The sequence below is a fragment of the Streptomyces sp. NPDC056948 genome (assembly GCF_042674225.1).
GTDB lineage: Bacteria > Actinomycetota > Actinomycetes > Streptomycetales > Streptomycetaceae > Streptomyces > Streptomyces purpurascens.
Genome location: NZ_JBHUQX010000174.1, coordinates 1 through 18118, shown reverse-complemented (window position 1 = coordinate 18118; position 18118 = coordinate 1). Strand labels below are relative to the sequence as shown.

Annotated in this window: 18 protein-coding genes, 1 pseudogene and 1 riboswitch; of the genes and pseudogenes, 14 read left to right on the top strand and 5 right to left on the bottom strand. The window is 73.1% G+C overall.

Annotated features, from left to right (window positions below):
* The 4 genes and pseudogenes from ACFTZL_RS22715 to ACFTZL_RS22700 form a co-directional block, all read left to right on the top strand.
* Positions 1-283: pseudogene (locus ACFTZL_RS22715) on the top strand (hydrolase); the annotation flags it as partial.
* A gap of 156 nt (positions 284-439) precedes the next feature.
* A complete protein-coding gene (locus ACFTZL_RS22710; RefSeq protein WP_382585690.1) occupies positions 440-2929 on the top strand; it encodes a beta-glucosidase in 2490 nt (829 codons plus the stop codon).
* Positions 2930-3042: 113 nt separating this feature from the next.
* Entirely contained in the window at positions 3043-5430 is a 2388-nt protein-coding gene (locus ACFTZL_RS22705; protein ID WP_382585687.1) for a phosphoketolase, read from the top strand.
* A gap of 71 nt (positions 5431-5501) precedes the next feature.
* A complete protein-coding gene (locus ACFTZL_RS22700) occupies positions 5502-6128 on the top strand; it encodes a DedA family protein (protein WP_382585684.1) in 627 nt (208 codons plus the stop codon).
* Positions 6129-6144: 16 nt separating this feature from the next.
* Here ACFTZL_RS22700 and ACFTZL_RS22695 read toward each other — a convergent pair whose 3' ends face one another.
* Positions 6145-6672, bottom strand: coding sequence for a gamma carbonic anhydrase family protein (locus ACFTZL_RS22695; RefSeq protein ID WP_382585698.1), 528 nt, complete (start codon positions 6670-6672; stop codon positions 6145-6147).
* A gap of 113 nt (positions 6673-6785) precedes the next feature.
* Here ACFTZL_RS22695 and ACFTZL_RS22690 point away from each other — a divergent pair, with 113 nt between their 5' ends.
* Positions 6786-7550 carry an acyltransferase gene (locus ACFTZL_RS22690; protein WP_382585682.1) on the top strand — a complete coding sequence of 255 codons (765 nt, stop codon included), beginning with the start codon at positions 6786-6788 and terminating at the stop codon, positions 7548-7550.
* Positions 7551-7552: 2 nt separating this feature from the next.
* Here the strand turns inward: ACFTZL_RS22690 and ACFTZL_RS22685 are convergent, their stop codons facing one another.
* Entirely contained in the window at positions 7553-8410 is an 858-nt protein-coding gene (locus ACFTZL_RS22685; protein ID WP_382585679.1) for an EamA family transporter, read from the bottom strand.
* A 97-nt stretch (positions 8411-8507) separates the two neighbouring features.
* Here ACFTZL_RS22685 and ACFTZL_RS22680 point away from each other — a divergent pair, with 97 nt between their 5' ends.
* Positions 8508-9080: a helix-turn-helix domain-containing protein gene (locus ACFTZL_RS22680; RefSeq protein WP_382585676.1), complete on the top strand. Its 573-nt coding sequence runs from the start codon at positions 8508-8510 to the stop codon at positions 9078-9080.
* Between the two features lie 42 nt (positions 9081-9122).
* Positions 9123-9680: a YbaK/EbsC family protein gene (locus tag ACFTZL_RS22675; protein ID WP_382585673.1), complete on the top strand. Its 558-nt coding sequence runs from the start codon at positions 9123-9125 to the stop codon at positions 9678-9680.
* Position 9681: 1 nt separating this feature from the next.
* On the opposite strand, the gene ACFTZL_RS22670 is transcribed toward ACFTZL_RS22675, so the two are convergent.
* On the bottom strand, positions 9682-10734 hold the full coding sequence (locus ACFTZL_RS22670) for a cation diffusion facilitator family transporter (protein ID WP_382585670.1): 1053 nt from the start codon (positions 10732-10734) through the stop codon (positions 9682-9684).
* Between the two features lie 62 nt (positions 10735-10796).
* On the opposite strand from ACFTZL_RS22670, the gene ACFTZL_RS22665 reads away from it, so the two are divergent.
* The gene (locus tag ACFTZL_RS22665; protein ID WP_382585667.1) at positions 10797-11156 is read left to right on the top strand and encodes an ArsR/SmtB family transcription factor; all 360 of its coding nucleotides are present in this window, start codon (positions 10797-10799) and stop codon (positions 11154-11156) included.
* 1 nt (position 11157) lies between these two features.
* On the opposite strand, the gene ACFTZL_RS22660 is transcribed toward ACFTZL_RS22665, so the two are convergent.
* Both ACFTZL_RS22660 and ACFTZL_RS22655 read right to left on the bottom strand, forming a co-directional pair.
* Positions 11158-12381 carry a 4-hydroxybenzoate 3-monooxygenase gene (locus ACFTZL_RS22660; protein ID WP_382585665.1) on the bottom strand — a complete coding sequence of 408 codons (1224 nt, stop codon included), beginning with the start codon at positions 12379-12381 and terminating at the stop codon, positions 11158-11160.
* A gap of 8 nt (positions 12382-12389) precedes the next feature.
* The gene (locus tag ACFTZL_RS22655) at positions 12390-12803 is read right to left on the bottom strand and encodes a CoA-binding protein (RefSeq protein ID WP_382585662.1); all 414 of its coding nucleotides are present in this window, start codon (positions 12801-12803) and stop codon (positions 12390-12392) included.
* Between the two features lie 81 nt (positions 12804-12884).
* A riboswitch (cobalamin riboswitch) is annotated at positions 12885-13075 on the top strand.
* Positions 13076-13201: 126 nt separating this feature from the next.
* Between ACFTZL_RS22655 and ACFTZL_RS22650 the strand changes: the two genes are divergently transcribed.
* The 6 genes from ACFTZL_RS22650 to ACFTZL_RS22625 all read left to right on the top strand — a co-directional run bounded on the left by ACFTZL_RS22650 (position 13202) and on the right by ACFTZL_RS22625 (position 18059).
* Positions 13202-14161 (top strand): ABC transporter substrate-binding protein, encoded by a 960-nt coding sequence (locus ACFTZL_RS22650; RefSeq protein ID WP_382585696.1) that lies wholly within the window; start codon positions 13202-13204, stop codon positions 14159-14161.
* A gap of 35 nt (positions 14162-14196) precedes the next feature.
* Positions 14197-15171, top strand: a complete 975-nt coding sequence (locus ACFTZL_RS22645; protein WP_382585693.1) for a FecCD family ABC transporter permease — start codon at positions 14197-14199, stop codon at positions 15169-15171.
* Entirely contained in the window at positions 15168-15980 is an 813-nt protein-coding gene (locus ACFTZL_RS22640) for an ABC transporter ATP-binding protein (RefSeq protein ID WP_382585659.1), read from the top strand. The genes ACFTZL_RS22645 and ACFTZL_RS22640 overlap by 4 nt, the downstream gene beginning before the upstream one ends.
* 73 nt (positions 15981-16053) lie before the next feature.
* Positions 16054-16842, top strand: a complete 789-nt coding sequence (locus ACFTZL_RS22635) for a hypothetical protein (protein WP_382585656.1) — start codon at positions 16054-16056, stop codon at positions 16840-16842.
* Entirely contained in the window at positions 16839-17384 is a 546-nt protein-coding gene (locus tag ACFTZL_RS22630) for a SixA phosphatase family protein (protein ID WP_382585653.1), read from the top strand. Before ACFTZL_RS22635 ends, ACFTZL_RS22630 begins: the two co-directional genes overlap by 4 nt.
* A 48-nt stretch (positions 17385-17432) precedes the next feature.
* A complete protein-coding gene (locus tag ACFTZL_RS22625; protein WP_382585650.1) occupies positions 17433-18059 on the top strand; it encodes a YigZ family protein in 627 nt (208 codons plus the stop codon).
* The last annotated feature ends 59 nt before the right edge of the window (positions 18060-18118 follow it).

Here is an 18118-nt window from a genome sequence, read left to right as displayed (position 1 = left end):
CTCCCAGCTCGTGCCGCGGGAGAGCGGCCAGGGGAAGAAGGGGCCGTACGCCGACGCCCCCTCGGCGGACCCGCCCGAGTCCCCACGGGCCAAGTCCGAGCGGCAGCTCCCGCCGGACCGGTACGAGACGCGGATCGCCCAGGTGGCCTGCTGCGACGCACCCGACCCGGACCCGTCGCCTACGCCCGACGACACGGCCGCGCCCGGCCCCGACGTACTGGGGCGGGCGACCGCCGGCGTGGCACGGACCGCGCTGACGCTGCACGCCGTGACGCTTCCGTAGGCCGGGGGCATCTGGTGAGGTCACCCGGCCCGCTGCCGTGGGCAGGCCATGGGTCATCCGGCTGGGTGACCCCGGCGTCGGTTCGCGGGAGAGGTTCACCCGACCTGACCGGGTGTCCGGCGGAAGGTGAAGGCGGGCCTGGCGCATAGTGCGTTCATGACCGACACCGTCTCCCGTTTCCCCCGGCGGTCCGCCCTTCGTCTGCTCGGTGGGGCGGTTGCCGTGGTCGCGGCGGCCACCGGCGGTTTCGCCCCGGCTTCCCGTGCTCACGCGCGGGACGGACGCGGCCGAGGCGCCGGCGCCCGGGTCGAGGGGCTGCTCGCCCGGCTCACCCTCGACGAGAAGATCTCCCTGCTGCACGGGGCCACCGACCCGCGCCCGCTCGGCCAGGCGGGCTACGTCCCCGGAGTGGCACGGCTCGGCATCCCGCCGCTGCGTCTCGCCGACGGCCCGGCCGGTGTCCGCGTCACCCGGCATGCCACCGCCCTGCCCGCCCCCGTCCTGCTGGCCTCCGCCTTCGACCCCGACCTGGCCAGGCGCTACGGCCAGGTCATCGGACGGGAGGGCCGCGCCCTCGGCCAGGACGTGCTGCTCTCCCCGATGGTCAACCTCATCCGCACCCCGTACGCGGGCCGCAACTTCGAGACCTTCAGCGAGGACCCGCTGCTCTCCGCCCACCTGGTCGCCGCCGAGATCGAGGGCATCCAGGGCGAGGGGCTCATCGCGACCGTCAAGCACTTCGCGCTCAACAACCAGGAGCGCGACCGCACCTCCGTCGATGTGCGCGTCGACGAACGGACCCTGCACGAGACCGAGCTGCGCGGTTTCGAAGCGGCCGTCGCGGCCGGCACCGGCGCGGTGATGGGCGCGTACAACAAGGTCAACGGCACCTTCGCCTGCGAGAACGAGGAGCTGCTCACCGGCGTCCTGCGCGAGCGCTGGGGCTTCACCGGCTGGGTGATGACCGACTGGTCCGCCGCGCACAGCACGCGCGAGGCCCTCATGGCGGGCCTCGACATGGAGATGCCCGACGGCACCCACTTCGGCACGCCCCTCAGCTCGGCCGTCCGGAACGGCGGCGTGCCCGAACGGTGCGTCGACCGGGCCGTGCGCCGCGTCCTGACCGTCATGGACCGCTTCGGGCTGCTCGGGGGCACCGTCCCGCGACGCCCTGACCGTGACGCGCGGGCCGGTGCGGCCGTGGCACGCGAGGTCGCCGAGGCGGGCGCCACCCTGCTCCGCAACGCACACGGCACCCTGCCCCTGACCGCCGGCGGAAGCGTGGCGGTGATCGGGCCGACCGGTGCCCGGCCCCTGGTCAGCGGCGGCGGCAGCGCGCACGTGGTGCCCGAGCACGCCGACAGCCCCCTCGACGCCATCCGGTCGCGCGCCGCACGGGTGACCTACGCGCTCGGCGAGGACGCCTTCGGCAAGCCCGTCCCGGCGAGCGCGCTCGACCCCGCCTTCGACACCGAGGCCCAGCGCGTCGACGCCGGCCGCACCTGGACGTACGACGGCACGCTCACGGTGGCCGACGCCGAAGCCGGCCACGACTGGACGTTCGTCCTCCACTACTCCGGCACGCCCCCGCTCCGCCCGAAGGTCCTCCTCGACGGCGAGGAACTGTTCCCCCTGGTGCCCGGCTGGGACGAGTACTTCATGGGCGGCCTGCTCACCCACGCGGCCGACGGCCTGTCCGTGCGCCGCAGGACCCTGAAGCCGGCCGGGGGAACGCACCGGCTGTCGATCACCGCACAGGGCGGAGACACCGGCCAGTTGTTCCGGCTGCGCCGCATCACCGCCGCGACCCGCGCCCAGGACGTCGCGGAGGCCGTACGGGCCGCCCGCGCCGCCCGGGACGTCGTCCTGTTCGCCTACGAGGACGCCATCGAGGGCCAGGACCGTACGACCATCGCCCTCCCCGGCAACCAGGAACGGCTCATCGAGGCCGTGACGGCGGCCAACCCGCGCACCACCGTCGTCCTCAACACCTCGTCCGCCACGTCGATGCCGTGGCTGGAACGCACCGGCGCCGTGCTCCAGATGTACTACCCGGGCCAGGAGGGCGCGGCCGCCACCGCCGCCGTCCTGTTCGGTGACCGCGATCCAGGCGGCCGCCTCACCCAGAGCTTCCCGGCCGACGACGACCACCACCCCGTGGCCGGGGACCCCCGCCGCTACCCCGGCGTGGACGGCACCGAGCGGTACACGGAGGGCGTCCACGTCGGCCACCGCTGGTACGACGCGCAGAAGGTGCCGCCGCTGTTCCCCTTCGGCCACGGACTGTCGTACACGACCTTCGCCTACGAGAACCCGGACGCGCGCTGGACGGCCGGCGGCCTGGACGTCGCCTTCACGGTCCGCAACACCGGCCCGCGCGACGGCGTGGCCGTGCCGCAGGTGTACGCGGGACCGGCCCCGGACCTCCGGCTCGACCAGCCGGTACGCGTCCTGGCCGGGTACCGGCGGCTCAGCCTGCGGGCGGGGGAACAGCGGCGCGTCACCGTACGCGTCGAGCCCCGCACCCTGTCCTCCTGGGACCCGCAGGTTCACGACTGGGTGCTCGGCACCGGCCCGCGCACCCTGTGGATCGGGGCGTCGTCACGGGATCAGCGGCTGCGGACGAGCGTACGGGTGGGCGGCTGAAACACGGCGCGTCGCGAGCGGCGCGCGCCGCATGGCCGACAGGCGCCTGGCATCGAACCGGAACAAACTGGTACTCCTCCTGAGGCCGTCGCAGAACCCCCAGGGAGTCACTCATGCCCGAGGCCCCGAGCCAGGACAGCAGGACCGCACCGACCGACGAGGAGCTGCGCAGGCTGGACACCCACTGGCGGGCCGCCAACTACCTGGCGGCCGGTCAGATCTATCTGCTGGCGAACCCCCTGCTGACCGAGCCGCTGCGGCCCGAGCACATCAAGCCGCGCCTGCTGGGGCACTGGGGCACCTCACCCGGGCTCAACCTCGTCCACACCCACCTCAACCGCGTGATCAAGAACCGCGGTCTCGACGCCCTGTGCGTCTGGGGCCCGGGCCACGGCGGGCCCTCGGTGCTGGCCAACTCCTGGCTGGAGGGCAGCTACACCGAGAAGTACCCGGACGCGACGCGGGACGCGCCGGGCATGGAGCTGCTGATGAGGCAGTTCTCGTTCCCCGGCGGCGTGCCCAGCCACGTCGCCCCGGAGGTCCCCGGCTCGATCCACGAGGGCGGCGAACTCGGCTACTCCCTCGCCCACGCCTACGGCGCCGCCCTCGACAACCCGGGCCTGCTGGTCGCCTGCGTGATCGGCGACGGCGAGGCGGAGACCGGCCCGCTCGCCGGCTCCTGGCACGCCAACAAGTTCCTCGACCCCGTCCACGACGGTGCCGTCCTGCCGATCCTCCACCTCAACGGCTACAAGATCGCCAACCCGACCGTGCTGTCCCGCCTCCCGGAGACGGAACTCGACGCCCTCCTGCGCGGCTACGGCCACGAGCCCGTCCATGTCGGCGGCGACGACCCGGCCGCCGTCCACCGCGCGATGGCGCACGCCCTGGACAGCGCGCTCGACCGCATCGCCGAGGCGCAGCGCGCCGCCCGCGAGGAGGGAGTGGCCGAGCGCCCGCGGTGGCCGGTGATCGTGCTGCGCACCCCGAAGGGCTGGACCGGCCCGGCCGAGGTCGACGGCGAGCAGGTCGAGGGCACCTGGCGTTCCCACCAGGTGCCGCTGGCCGGTGTCCGCGACAACCCGGAACACCTGCGGCAACTGGAGGCCTGGCTGCGCTCGTACCGGCCCGAGGAACTGTTCGACGCCGAGGGCCGCCCGGTCGCGGACGTCCTCGACTGCGTCCCCGAGGGCACCAGGCGGCTCGGCGCCACCCCGTACGCCAACGGCGGACTGCTGCTCCGCGATCTGCCGGTCCCGTCGCTGGACGAGTTCGCCGTCCCGGTCGACAAACCGGGCACGACCACGCACGAGCCCACCCGGGTCCTCGGTGACCTCCTCGCGCGGGTCATGCGGGACACCACCGACCGCCGTGACTTCCGCCTGGTCGGCCCGGACGAGACCGCCTCCAACCGGCTCCAGGCCGTCTTCGAGGCCAGCGGCAAGACCTGGCAGGCAGGGACGCTGCCCGTCGACGAGCACCTGGACCGGCACGGCCGGGTGATGGAGATCCTCTCCGAACACCTCTGCCAGGGCTGGCTCGAGGGCTATCTGCTCACCGGCCGGCACGGGCTGTTCTCCTGCTACGAGGCGTTCGTGCACATCGTCGACTCGATGGTCAACCAGCACATCAAGTGGCTGCGCACCTCCCGGCGACTGCCCTGGCGCGCCCCCATCGCCTCCCTCAACTACCTGCTGACCTCGCATGTGTGGCGGCAGGACCACAACGGCTTCTCCCACCAGGACCCCGGCTTCGTCGACCACATCCTCAACAAGAGCCCCGAGGTCGTCCGGGTCTACCTCCCGCCGGACGCCAACACCCTGCTGTCCGTCGCGGACCACGCCCTGCGCAGCCGCGACTACGTCAACGTCGTCGTGGCCGGCAAGCAGCCGTGCTTCGACTGGCTGTCGATGGACGAGGCCCGGGTGCACTGCGCCCGCGGCGCCGGCATCTGGGAGTGGGCGGGCACCGAGGACGGCCTCCGGGAACCCGACGTGGTGCTGGCGTGCGCCGGTGACGTCCCCACCCAGGAGGTCCTGGCCGCCGCGCACCTGCTCCGCCGGTACCTGCCCGACCTGGCCGTGCGCGTGGTGAACGTCGTCGACCTGGCCCGGCTGCTGCCCCGCGAGGAGCATCCGCACGGCATGGGCGACTTCGAGTACGACGGCCTGTTCACCACCGACAAGCCGGTGATCTTCGCTTACCACGGCTACCCGTGGCTGATCCACCGCCTCGCCTACCGCCGCAACGGGCACCGGCACCTGCACGTGCGCGGCTACAAGGAGTCCGGCACCACGACCACGCCCTTCGACATGGTCGTGCGCAACGACCTCGACCGCTACCGCCTGGTGATGGACGTCATCGACCGCGTCCCGGGCCTCGCGGTACGCGCCACGGCCGTACGCCAGCGGATGGCCGACGCCCGCACCCGCCACCACGACTGGATCCGCGAGCACGGCACGGACCTGCCCGAAGTCGCCGAGTGGACGTGGAACGCCTGAGCCGCGGAGCACGTCCTGCAACCCGGTAGGCTTCCCGTGCCCGCAGGGAAGCTCAGGGAAAGGAACCCGCGTTGCACGTCCAGGAGTGGCTCGAAACCGTACCCGCTGTCGCCGTCTATGCGCTGGTGGGAGTGGTCATCGGCCTGGAAAGCCTGGGCATCCCGCTGCCGGGCGAGATCATCCTGGTCTCCTCCGCGCTGCTCGCCTCCCAGCACGGCGACATCGACCCCGTCGTCCTCGGCGCCTGCGCGACGGCCGGCGCGATCATCGGCGACTCCATCGGCTACGCCATCGGCCGCAAGGGCGGTCGCCCCCTGCTGGCCTGGCTGGGCAACAAGTTCCCCAAGCACTTCAGCGAGGGCCACATCGCCACCGCCGAGCGCTCCTTCGAGAAGTGGGGCATGTGGGCCGTCTTCTTCGGCCGCTTCGTCGCCCTCCTCCGCATCTTCGCGGGCCCCCTCGCCGGCGTGCTCCGCATGCCCTACTGGAAGTTCCTCATCGCCAACGTCCTCGGTGGCATCGTCTGGGCCGGCGGCACGACGGCGGTCATCTACTACGTCGGCATCGTCGCCGAGTCCTGGCTGAAGCGGTTCTCGTGGCTGGGCCTGGTGGCGGCGGTCCTCGTCGGTGTCACGTCCATGCTGGTGATCAAGCGCAAGGCGAAGAAGGCCCAGCCCGTAGCGGCTGCCGCGGAGTAGAGCGTCCTCCTCCCTCCTACGCGTGCACCTCACGATGTGCCTTCGCCAGCTCGGCGTACATCGTGCCGTTGAGGGTGACCCCCTGGCGCTCTTCCTCGCTCAGCTCCCGCCGGACCTTCGCGGGAACCCCCGCCACCAGTGACCCGGGCGGCACGACCATCCCCTGCGGCACCAGCGCCTGCGCGGCGACAAGGGACCCGGCCCCGATCACGGCCCCGTTCAGCACGGTCGCCCCCATACCGATCAGACAGTCGTCCTCGACGGTCGCCCCGTGCACCACGGCGTTGTGCCCGATGGACACCCGCTCACCCACCGTCACGGGAAACCCCGGGTCGGCGTGGAGCGTGCAGTTGTCCTGGACGTTGCTGCTGGCGCCGACCGAGATCGACTCGACATCACCGCGTAGCACGGCCCCGTACCAGACACTCGCCCCCGCGCCCAGCGTCACGCCCCCGATCACCGAGGCCGTCGGCGCCACGAACGCCTCCGGATCGACCTGCGGCTCCCTGCCGCCGATCCCCGTGATCATCGCCCGCTGCGCCATGTCCGCCTCCAGAAACGTCGTAGACAACGCGCAAACCGTACGACAACCCGGTGGGGCGAAGATCACAGGCCTCCGAGGCCTCGGGGTGAGCTACCGCTGAGTACCGTGACCTCGTGCCGAAGCGCAAGAACACGTTCTCATCCTGGCGGCGGGGCCTCGCGCAGCGCGCCGTCCACGCGGGCTGGGCCTGGTTGCAGCGCACGGGCTCCGTCACGGCCGAGCACCCCGGGCGCCATCGCTTCGGCGCGCTGGGAACCGGCACCAGGCTCGCCTTCCCGCTCGGCACCGTCTTCGGCGAACCCTGGATCCACCTCGGCGCCCACTGCATCATCGGCGAGCAGGTCACCCTCACGGCGGGCCTGATGCCCGACCTCGATCTCGGCCCCGACCCGATCCTGCGTCTCGGCGACGGCGTCGTCCTGGGCCGCGGCAGCCATGTCATCGCGGACACGACGGTCACCATCGGCAGCGACTGCTACTTCGGTCCGTACGTGTACGTCACGTCCACGAACCACTCCTACGACGATCCGCACGAGCCCATCGGCAGGCAGTGGCCGCGGATGGAGCCGGTGGAGATCGGGCCCGGCTGCTGGATCGGCACGGGCGCCGTGATCCTGCCGGGCGCCCGGATCGGGCGGAACGTGGTGGTGGCCGCGGGCGCGGTGGTGCGGGGCGCGGTGCCCGACCACGCCGTGGTGGCGGGCGCGCCGGCCCGTGTCGTACGGCGCTGGACCCCGGCGGACGGCTGGCAGCCGCCGCTGCGTACCCCGCCGCCGGTGCCGATACCGGAGGGCGTCACGCCCGAGCAGTTGCGCGCGCTGTCGGACCTGGACGAGGAGGCGGCGGCCGGCCTCGCGGAGCTGGAGCCGGGGTCCTGATCTCAGCCCGATGCCAGGAGGACCGTCCCCACCAGGGCCAGGCCCGCGCCCGCGGCCTGGATTGCCCGCAGGCGTTCGCGCAGGAGGCCTCGCGCGGCCACGGCGGTCACCACCGGGTAGAGGGAGGCGAGTACGGCGGCGACGGTGACCGGGCCGTGCTGTGCGGCGATCGAGTAGGTGCCGTTCGCGGCGACGTCCGCCAGGCCGACGAAGGCGAGCGCGGGCAGCGAGCGCCAGGGGAAGCCGTCCGCAGGGAGGGCCGGTGATCCGCGCCGCACCGAGACCAGCAGCGCGAGTCCTCCGGCGGTCACGTTCGTCACCCGCTGCACGAACAGCGCGAGGAAGAGCCCAGTGAGCGTGGTCGACGCCTCGGCGATCAGGGCCATCACCGCGCCGAAGCCGAACGCCGCGAGGAGGGTCAGGGCGATCGCCTGGCGCTGCACGGGGGCGCCGCGGAACTGGGGACCGCCGGCCAGACAGACACCGGCGACGGCGACCAGGATGCCGACGAACTGCAGCAGGCCGGGGCGCTCGCCCAGGACCAGGCCGACGCCGACCGGCACGGCCACGCCGATCGAGCCCAGCGGTGAGATCACGCCCATCGGGCCCAGCGCGAGCGCCTTGTAGAAGGCGAGCATCGCCACCGGCCCGACGAGTCCGGCCGCCACGGCGAACCAGAGCTGCGGCCCCGCCTCGCTCCAGCCGCCGGTCGCCACCACGATCGCACCGAGCACGACCACCGCGATCGACTGCGAGACCACGACCACCGTCAGCGCGGGCGTGCGCCGGGTCAGCAGTCCGCCGCCGAAGTCGGCCAGTCCCCACAGCAGGCTGGTGGCCAGGGCGAAGAGCGCTGTCATGGTACGGAAGCCTCGCAGTACAGTTCAGTGAACGATCAGGTCAACCACACCATAGTGCAATCGACTGCACTGTGTCATACAAAATATTGGACGGAATGTGTCGGACCTCGAGCTGCTGACCCAGTCCCTGGCGCGCAGCGTCAAGCACTGGCGCGCGGTGCGCGGCTTCACCCTGGACGTGCTCGCCGCCCGGGCAGGCGTCAGTCGCGGCATGCTCATCCAGATCGAGCAGGCCCGCACCAACCCCAGCCTCGGCACCGTCGTCAAGATCGGCGACGCGCTCGGCATCAGCATCACGACCCTGCTCGACTACGAGAAGGGCCCGAACGTCCACATCGTCCCCGCCGAGCAGGCCGTACGGCTGTGGCACACCGAGGCCGGCAGTCACAACCGGCTGCTCGCGGGCACCGAGGCGCCCGGCCCGCTGGAGATGTGGGACTGGCGGCTGATGCCCGGCGAGAGCAGCCCCTCGGACCCGCACCCCGCCGGCACGACCGAACTGCTCCACGTCACGACGGGGGAGCTGACGCTCACCGCCGACGGTGTCGAGTACCGCGTTCCCGCGGGCTCGAGCGCGCACTTCGAGGCCAACGTCCCGCACACGTACGGCAACACCGGCGACGTGCCGATGGAGATGATCATGGCCGTCTCGGTGCCGCCCGTGTCCTGAGACGCCCGGTCGGAGGCGGTCCGCTGTTGTTAGCGTGCGGGCATGCGCGCACCCATCGGACACTTCGACGACGCCCGTCCGGCCCCCGCCTGCCTCGACGAACTCACCGGCCCGGTCGCCGACGCCGTACGTCACTGGCCGGGCAGTGTCCCCGCCGACCAGATCCTCTACGTCGACACCGACCCGGAGTGGGCCGACACCGCCGTCTTCGTGGAGCACTACGGACGGGACCTGCTGGAGCGGTCAGCGAACTGCGTGGTGGTGGCGGGCAAGCGTGCCGGCGAGACCACGCTCGCCGCGTGTGTCGTGCTGTCCACCGCCCGGGTCGACGTGAACGGCGCCGTGCGCCGTCGACTGGGAGCCCGCAAGGCCTCGTTCGCCGATATGGACACGGCGACCGGCGAGACCGGCATGGAGTACGGCGGCATCACCCCGCTCGGACTGCCGGACGGCTGGCCGGTGCTGGTGGACGCGGCCGTCGTCGATCTGCCGTACGTGCTGGTGGGCAGCGGGCGTCGGCGCGGCAAGCTGCTGGTGCCGGGCAAGGCGTTCGCGGAACTTCCGGGGGCCGTGGTGCTGGAGGAACTCGGGATCTCCTGAGCTACGCCACCGCGTGGTGGGCCAGCGGGAGATGCGGGTCGGCCTCGCCCGGGACCGGCTCCGGGTCGGCGTGGACCAGGGCGGCGGTGAGGCGGGGCACGGCGTGCAGCAGCGCGTGTTCGGCGTCGACGGCGATCCGGTGCGCCTCGCGTACCGTCACGGTGCCGTCCACGACGACCGCGACCTCGGCGCGCAGCCGGTGCCCGATCCAGCGCAGCCGCAGCTCACCCACCGCGCGCACCCCGGGAACCTCGGTCAGGGCCTGCTCGGCCCGGTCCACCAGGTCCGGGTCGACCGCGTCCATCACCCGCCGGAACACCTCCCGCGCCGCGTCCCGCAGCACCAGCGCGATCGCCGCCGTGATCGCCAGCCCCACGATCGGGTCCGCGAGTTGCCAGCCCAGGGCCGAGCCGCCGGCGCCCAGCAGCACGGCCAGTGAGGTGAAGCCGTCGGTGCGGGCGTGCAGTCCGTCGGCGACCAGCGCGGCCGAGCCGATCGCGCGGCCGACACGGATGCGGTAGCGGGCCACCCACTCGTTGCCCGCGAACCCGACGAGGGCCGCCACGGCGACCGCCGGAACGTGCTGGACGGGGCGCGGATCGAGGAGGCGGTCGATCGCGGTCCACCCCGCGAAGGCCGCGGACGCGGCGATCGTCAGCACGATCACGAGCCCCGCCAGGTCCTCGGCCCGCCCGTAGCCGTAGGTGAAGCGGCGGGTGGCGGCGCGCCGTCCCAGCACGAAGGCGATCCCGAGCGGTACGGCGGTCAGCGCGTCCGCGGTGTTGTGCACGGTGTCCCCGAGCAGCGCCACCGAGCCGGAGACGGCCACCACGAGCGCCTGGGCCAGGGCCGTCACACCTAGCACCGCGAGCGAGACCCACAGCGCCCGCATCCCGCGGGCCGAGGACTCCAGGGCGGAGTCGACCTTGTCGGCCGTCTCGTGGGAATGCGGGGTGAGGAGGTGGGCCAGGCGGTGGCGGACGCCGTGCCTGGGTCCGTGGCCGTGCGGGTGGGTGTGCTCATGGGGGTGGGAGTGTTCGTGCCGGTCGCTCACGTGGGTCCCCTTCCGGTGCGCGGGAGTGGACGTGCACACGCCCACAGGGCCATTATGTGCGTATGAGCGCACGCATGCACCTGTCACCTGCGCACGATGCGCATCCGCGCAGCCCCGGCGAGGAACAGTTCGAGCTCGCCGCCGAGCTCCTCGCCCTCCTGGGGGACCGGACCCGGCTCGCCCTGCTGCACGCACTGACCAGGGGAGAGGCCGACGTCACGACCCTCACGGAGGCGTGCGGGGCGGCCCGGCCCGCCGTCAGTCAGCACCTGGCGCGGTTGCGTCTCGCGGGCCTGGTGGGCACCCGAAAAGAGGGCCGCCGCGTGATCTACTCACTCCGCGACGGCCATCTGCGCCGGCTCGTGGACGAGGCGCTGAACGTGGCCGACCACCGTCTCAGCGACCGCCCGCCGCACGACTGAATCAGTACCGCGCGGCCGTCCCCAGATACTTCTCGGCGAAGGCCGCGGCCGCGGCGGGCGAGGTGAACAGGCGGCGCAGCCGGGCCAGCGTGGTGCCCGCGCGGAACGGATCGCCCGACGCCGTGCCGTGGTACACCTCGGACAGCCACTGCGAGAACTCCTGGTAGTCCCACACGCGCCGCAGGCATGCCTCCGCATAGCCGGCCAGACCGCTGTCGTCACCCGTGGTCAGGTCGGCCACCAGGGCGTCGCCGAGCAGGAAGGCGTCGTGCAGGGCGAGGTTCATGCCCTTGGCGGCGATGGGGGCGACCAGATGGGCCGCGTCGCCGGCGAGGTACAGCCGGCCGTGCACCATCGGCTCGACCACGTAGTCGTGCATGTCCAGCACGCGCTTCTCGATCAGCCGCCCCTCGGTCAGCGGCGGCGCTTCTGCCGCCCCGAGCCGCTGCCGCAGCTCCGCCCAGACGCGCTCGTGCGGCCAGTTCTCCGGGTCGTCGCCCGGCGGGCACTGGAGGTAGTAGCGGGTCACCTCCGGGCTGCGGGGCATCTGGCCCGCGAAGCCGTTCTCGTGACAGCCGAACAGCACGCAGTCGGCGGACGGCGGGGCCTCGGCGAGCAGCGCCAGCCAGCCGATGCCGTAGTCGTGCCGCGCGACTCGGACCCGCTCCGGCGCCAGCGAGGCCCGCGTCACTCCGCGCGCCCCGTCGCAGCCGGCCACGAAGTCGCAGTGCGCGACCCGCTGTTCACCCGTCTCCGGGCAGGTGTACGACACGGACGGCCGGTCGGAGTCGATGTCGTGCACCTCGACGTCCCCGACCCCGAAGCGGATCTCCCCGCCACGCACGTCGGCGTACTCGCGCACCAGGTCCGTCACCAGCAAAGGCTGCGGGTAGACGAAATGGTGACTGCCCGTCATCTCGCCGTAGTGGAACCGGTACCGCTCCCCGTCGAAGCGGAACTCGCACGCGGTGTGCAACTCGGCGCGGTCCAGCAAATCCCGGGCGAGGCCCCGCTTCTCCAGGCCCCGTACGGCCCACTCCTCGATGACCCCGGCCCGGGGCCGCTGTTCGATGAACTCCCGGGTCTCGGTCTCCAGCACCAGGCAGTCCACGGAGGCGGCCCGCAGGATGTTGCCGATGGTCAGCCCGGCGGGACCGGCACCCACCACGACGACCGGGAAGTGTTGCGGGGCATCGGAGTTCGAAGGGGAGGAGGCGTGGGTCATGCGCCCAATTATGAAGCCCCGAGCCGGGGGATCTCGATCGCCGGACAGCGGTCCATCACCATCTCCAGGCCCGCGGTCCGGGTGCGGTCGTACGCCGCCGCGTCGATGACGCCGAGCTGGAACCACACCGCCCCGGCGCCCTTCGCGACCGCCTCGTCCGCGACCGCTCCGGCGAGGTCGCTGTTCACGAACACGTCCACGACGTCCACGTCGAAGGGGATGTCCGCCAGACTGGCGTACCCCTGCTCGCCGTGCACGGTCTCCGCCTTGGGGTGCACGGGCACGACGCGCTTGCCGTACCGCTGGAGCACCGCGGCGACGCCGTACGCCGCGCGCTGCCGGTTCGACGACAGGCCCACCACGGCCCAGGTGTCGCCGAGCTCGGTGAGGATCCTGCGGACCGTTGCGTCGTCGCCGTACACCGGCGGCCTCCTCGGGAGTCGTGGAAGAGCTGCTGTCCGGGCAACGACGCAGGGCGCGCGGTGATTCCCCGATGCCCTCCGTGATAGCTTGCCGAGGCCAGTCGAACCCATGTACGTGGGTCAGGGAATCCGGTGCGAATCCGGAACTGACGCGCAGCGGTGAGGGGGACGGGCGGGGCCGCGGCCACTGAACGGCTCGTATGCCGTACGGGAAGGCGCCCCGCACCGGATGAACCCGAGTCCGAAGACCTGCTGGCGGCCCCCGCGGCCGGCCGGCGGCGGGGGAGCACCGTACGACCGGGCTCCGCGATCGGGCCCTCGACGTCTGAGGACTGGTTTCCTTGCCCCTCGCCCGACCCGCCCGTGCCGCCGTCCTGCTCGCGGCCGGCTCCCTGCTCATGACCGGCTGCGGGGGCTCGAAGGCCCCCACGGCCGACGCGGCCGCCACCCTCGACAACTGCGGCCGGAAGGTCCGGGTCGACAAGGCGCCCCGGCACGCCGTCTCCCTCAACCAGGGCACCACCGAGATCCTGCTCTCCCTCGGTCTCGCCGACCGGATGGCCGGCACGGCGACCTGGACCGACCCCGTGATGAAGGGGCTGGAGAAGGCCAACGCGAAGGTGCCGCGCATCGCCGAGAACAACCCCTCCTTCGAGCGGGTCCTGGACTCCGAGCCCGATTTCGTCGCCGCGTCCTTCGTCTCCACCCTCGGCAAGGGCGGCGTCGCCACCCGCGACCAGTTCGAGAAGCTCGGCGTGCCCACCTACGTCTCCCCGTCCGACTGCGCCGGCAAGGACAACTCGGGCGGCGGCGACGGCAAGCGCGACAAGGCGCTGGGCATCGACGCCGTCTACGGCGAGGTGCGGGACCTCGCGACCGTGTTCGGAGTGAAGGACCGCGGCGACGAGCTCGTGGCCTCCCTCCAGCAGCGGATGAAGAAGGCCACGCGGGGCATCGACGCCTCGGACGTCTCCCTGCTGTACTGGTTCGCCAACTCCGAGTCGCCCTACATGGCCGGCTGCTGCGGAGCGCCCGGCATCATGACCCGAGCCCTCGGCGCGAAGAACGTCTTCGACGACACCCACGAGGAGTGGCCGCAGGTCAACTGGGAGACGGTCGCCGACCGCAACCCGGACGTCCTCGTCATCGGCGACCTGACCCGCGACTCGGAGACCGCCGAGTCGGCGAAGCGGAAGATAGCCTTCCTGGAGTCCGATCCGGTCACCAAGAACATGGACGCCGTCAAGCACAAGCGGTACGTGCTGCTCAGCGGGCAGGCCATGAACCCGACCATCCGCACGGTCGCGGGCGTGGAGAAGGTCGCGGCCGGACTGCGTGAGTTCGGGCTCGTGAAGTGACCGTCCGCGGGCCGGCGCTCGGTGTCGCGGGCGCCATGCTGCTGGTGGTCTCCGTGGCCCTGGCGATCACCATCGGACCGGCCGACATCCGGGTCGGGGACGTGTGGTCCGTCGTCGCGTCCCACCTGGGGATCGGCAGCTCCGACCTGACACCGATCCGGGACGGGATCGTCTGGCAGCTACGGCTGCCGCGCACCCTGCTCGCGGCCGTGTGCGGGGCGGGACTCGCCGTGTGCGGGGCGGTGATGCAGTCGCTGCTGCGCAACCCGCTCGCCGATCCGTTCGTGCTCGGGGTGTCCTCGGGCGCCTCCACCGGCGCGGTCGTCATCGTCGTGCTGGGCGTGGGCGGCGGTGTCGTCTCGGTGTCCGCGGGCGCGTTCCTCGGCGCCCTGGTCTCCTTCGCGCTGGTCCTGCTGCTCAGCCACACCCTCGGCGACACCACCGACCGGGTCGTCCTCGCGGGCGTCGCCGCCATGCAGCTCTTCTCCGCGCTCACCTCCTTCGTCGTGCTGACCGCCGCCGACGCCGAGACGACCCGGGGCGTGCTGTTCTGGCTCCTGGGCTCGCTCGGCGGGGCCGGCTGGACCGACGTATGGCTGTGCTTCGCGGTCCTGGCCGTGGCGCTGGTGGTGTGCCTGTCCTACGCCCGTACCCTCGACGCCTTCGCCTTCGGGCAGGACGCGGCGGCCGCGCTCGGGGTGTCCGTGGCCCGCACCCGCCTGGTGCTGCTGTGCGTCACGGCCCTGCTCACGGCCGCGCTGGTCAGCTCGGCCGGGGCGATCGGCTTCGTCGGGCTGGTCCTGCCGCACGCCGCCCGGGCCTTGACCGGACCCGGGCACGCCCGGCTGCTGCCGGTCACCGCCCTCGCCGGTGCGGTGTTCCTGGTCTGGGTCGACACCCTGGCCCGTACGGCCCTGGATCCGCAGGAGGTGCCGGTGGGGGTCGTGACCTCGCTGATCGGGGTGCCGGCGTTCGTGGCGGTGCTCTACCGGACGAGGAGGGTGCGGTGACCGGGACACACGCGGGTGAGACGCAGGCGCCGGTGCGGGCCGGGCTCCGGGCGGACCGGGTCAGCCGCCGTGCCGACGGGCGTCTCATCCTCGACGGCGTCGTCCTCGCGCCCGAACCCGGCTCCACCGTCGGCGTCCTCGGCCCCAACGGCTCCGGCAAGTCCACACTGCTGCGGCTGCTGGCCGGGCTGCTCACGCCGACCGCCGGAGTCGTCACCCTCGACGGCACCCCGCTGGGCGACCTGCCCCGCCGTACCGTCGCCCGCCGCCTCGCCATGGTCGAGCAACAGGCCGACACCCAGGTCGAGCTGACCGTTCTGGACGTCGTACGGCTGGGCCGCGTCCCGCACCGCCGGGCCTGGACACCCGCCTCGGCGGACGACGAACGGGCGATACACGCCGCCCTGGAACGCACCGGCCTCGCCGCCCGTGCCGGCCAGCCCTGGCACACCCTCTCGGGCGGCGAGCGCCAGCGGGTGCAGATCGCCCGCGCGCTCGCGCAGGAACCCCGGGAGCTCCTCCTGGACGAGCCCACCAACCACCTCGACATCCATCACCAGCTTGACCTGCTCGCCCTGGTCACCGGCCTGCCGGTCACCACCGTCGTCGCGCTGCACGACCTCAACCTCGCGGCGATGTACTGCGACCGGGTCGTCGTCCTGTGCGGGGGCACGGTCGTGGCGGGCGGTGCTCCGGGTGACGTCCTCACGGAGGAGCTCATCGCCAAGGTGTACGGCGTGCGGGCCGCCGTCAGCCGCGAAGGGCCCGAACAGCGGCCCCACGTGCGCTTCCTGGGCACCCTGGCCTGAGGCCCGCCGACCCGGGTGGCGGGCACGCCATTGGTGGGGTGCTTCCCGCCACGGTGGCCTGAAAACGCCGAACATGCCTGCGTGTGCCCGCCCACCCGCCTACGCTCGCCTCGTGCTGCGCATCATCGACGCCCGTAGCGGCGAGCCGGTCGACGCCGCCCCGGCCCGCCGGGGCCTGACCCGTGTCGAGGTGCACGCGCCCGGCTTCGACACGACGAGCCTGCGGGTGCTGCTCGTCGCCGACCTGCTCGTCCGGGCCCTGGAGCTCGGCGGCACACCGGTGTGGGCGCTGCTGACCGGTGGGCGACGACAGGCGGAGCTGCGCGCGAGCGCCGCGGCGCTCGGCATCCGGCCCTTCGAGGACAGCCCCGACGTGAGTGCCGGGCTGGGCGAGGCCCAGGTCATCCATGTCGCGGTCGAGGGCGGCACGGCGACTGACGGTGTGCGGATCGATGTCGCCCCCGCGCATCCCGAGAACCCGGGCACGCCGGACGACACCGGCACCGGCACCGACACCGGCACCGACCCCGGTGTCCTGCGTCTCGCCCTGCTCGCCCGGCACCACAGCGCCCCCGCCCGGCTGGAGGCGGCCGCGTTCGACGAGGCCCGGGACACCCTCGCCCGGTGGCGCGGCGCGGTCGCCAACTGGGCCCGGCTGCCCTCGCGGCCCGTCCCCGACGAGGTGCGCGGGCGGTTGCGCGACGCCTGGGAGGATGACCTGGACGTGCCCCGGGTACTTGACGTCCTGCACCAGGTCGAGACCGAGCCGGACGTGCCCGACGGCGCGCGCTTCGAGACGTACGCGTACGCCGACCGGCTCCTCGGCCTCGACCTCACCCGCGACCTGGGATCCCCCTCATGATCGAGCGCGCCGGAACCGGCCCACTGCGCCGCCTGGTCGTCCTGCGGCACGCCAAGTCCGCCTGGCCCGTGGACGTCGCCGACCACGAACGCCACCTCGCCCCGCGCGGCCGCCGGGACGCCCCCGAGGCCGGGCGCGCCCTGGCCGAGGCCGACTGCCTGCCGGACCTCGCGCTGTGCTCCACGGCCGTACGCGCCCGCCGGACCTGGGACCTCGCCGCCGGCCAGTGGGGCACGCCCCCGCCGGTCCGCCACGACCGGCGGCTGTACGCCGCGGGCCCCTCCGGCCTGCTCGCCGTCGTGCACGAGGTGCCCGCCGAGGTCGAGACGCTGCTGCTGATCGGGCACAACCCCGGTCTGGAGGAACTGGTCGTGGCACTCGCCGCCGACGGCCTCGACGACACCCTGGAGCGGGTCCGTACGAAGTTCCCCACCTCGGCGATCGCCGTCCTGTCCTGGCGCGGCACGGCCTGGCGGTCCCTCACCCCCGGCACCGCCCTGCTCACGTCCGTGATCGTGCCCCGGGGCCGGAAGGAGAAGTAGCCGCGGACCGGTCCGGCCCGCTCCCGGGCGCCCGCATAGGCTGGCCGGATGCAGGACGAATACCGCACGGTCGCCCGCGCGGGCGTGCACGAGACCGAGGTCAACCGCTCCCGCTTCCTGTGCGCCCTCGCCCCGGCGGCCACCGAGCAGGAGGCCCAGGACTTCATCGCCACGGTCCGCAAGGAGCACGCCGCCGCCAGCCACAACTGCTGGGCCTACGTCATCGGCGCCGACGCGTCGGTCCAGAAGGCGAGCGACGACGGCGAACCCGGCGGCACCGCCGGTGTCCCCATGCTCCAGATGCTGCTGCGCCGCGACATGCGGTACGTCGTCGCCGTCGTCACCCGCTACTACGGCGGCGTCAAGCTCGGCGCCGGCGGCCTCATCCGGGCGTACGGCGGAGCGGTCGGCGAGGCCCTGGACACCCTCGGCTCGCGCACCCGCCGCAGGTTCCGCCTGGCCACCGTCACCGTCGACCACCAGCGGGCGGGCAAACTGGAGAACGACCTGCGCACCACCGGCCGCGAGGTACGGGACGTGCGCTACGGCGAGGCGGTCACGATCGAGCTCGCCCTCCCGGACGCCGATGTGGACGCCTTCCGGGCCTGGCTCGCCGACGCGACCGCCGGGACGGCCGGGTTCGAACCGGGCGGGGAGGCGTACGGCGACGCCTGACGCGCGGTCAGCCGCCGGCCCGGCGGCCGAGCGCGACGGCCCGCGGAGCACCGTCGGGG

Bases quoted from the DNA above. Each gene is read 5' to 3' on its own strand.
- ACFTZL_RS22645 (WP_382585693.1), top strand. From the start codon at position 14,197: ATGCTGCTGGTGGTCTCCGTGGCCCTGGCGATCACCATCGGACCGGCC.
- ACFTZL_RS22685 (WP_382585679.1), bottom strand. From the start codon at position 8,410: ATGACAGCGCTCTTCGCCCTGGCCACCAGCCTGCTGTGGGGACTGGCC.
- ACFTZL_RS22625 (WP_382585650.1), top strand. From the start codon at position 17,433: ATGCAGGACGAATACCGCACGGTCGCCCGCGCGGGCGTGCACGAGACC.
- ACFTZL_RS22705 (WP_382585687.1), top strand. From the start codon at position 3,043: ATGCCCGAGGCCCCGAGCCAGGACAGCAGGACCGCACCGACCGACGAG.
- ACFTZL_RS22635 (WP_382585656.1), top strand. From the start codon at position 16,054: ATGCCTGCGTGTGCCCGCCCACCCGCCTACGCTCGCCTCGTGCTGCGC.
- ACFTZL_RS22695 (WP_382585698.1), bottom strand. From the start codon at position 6,672: ATGGCGCAGCGGGCGATGATCACGGGGATCGGCGGCAGGGAGCCGCAG.
- ACFTZL_RS22665 (WP_382585667.1), top strand. From the start codon at position 10,797: ATGAGCGCACGCATGCACCTGTCACCTGCGCACGATGCGCATCCGCGC.
- ACFTZL_RS22710 (WP_382585690.1), top strand. From the start codon at position 440: ATGACCGACACCGTCTCCCGTTTCCCCCGGCGGTCCGCCCTTCGTCTG.
- ACFTZL_RS22630 (WP_382585653.1), top strand. From the start codon at position 16,839: ATGATCGAGCGCGCCGGAACCGGCCCACTGCGCCGCCTGGTCGTCCTG.
- ACFTZL_RS22675 (WP_382585673.1), top strand. From the start codon at position 9,123: ATGCGCGCACCCATCGGACACTTCGACGACGCCCGTCCGGCCCCCGCC.
- ACFTZL_RS22650 (WP_382585696.1), top strand. From the start codon at position 13,202: ATGACCGGCTGCGGGGGCTCGAAGGCCCCCACGGCCGACGCGGCCGCC.
- ACFTZL_RS22660 (WP_382585665.1), bottom strand. From the start codon at position 12,381: ATGACCCACGCCTCCTCCCCTTCGAACTCCGATGCCCCGCAACACTTC.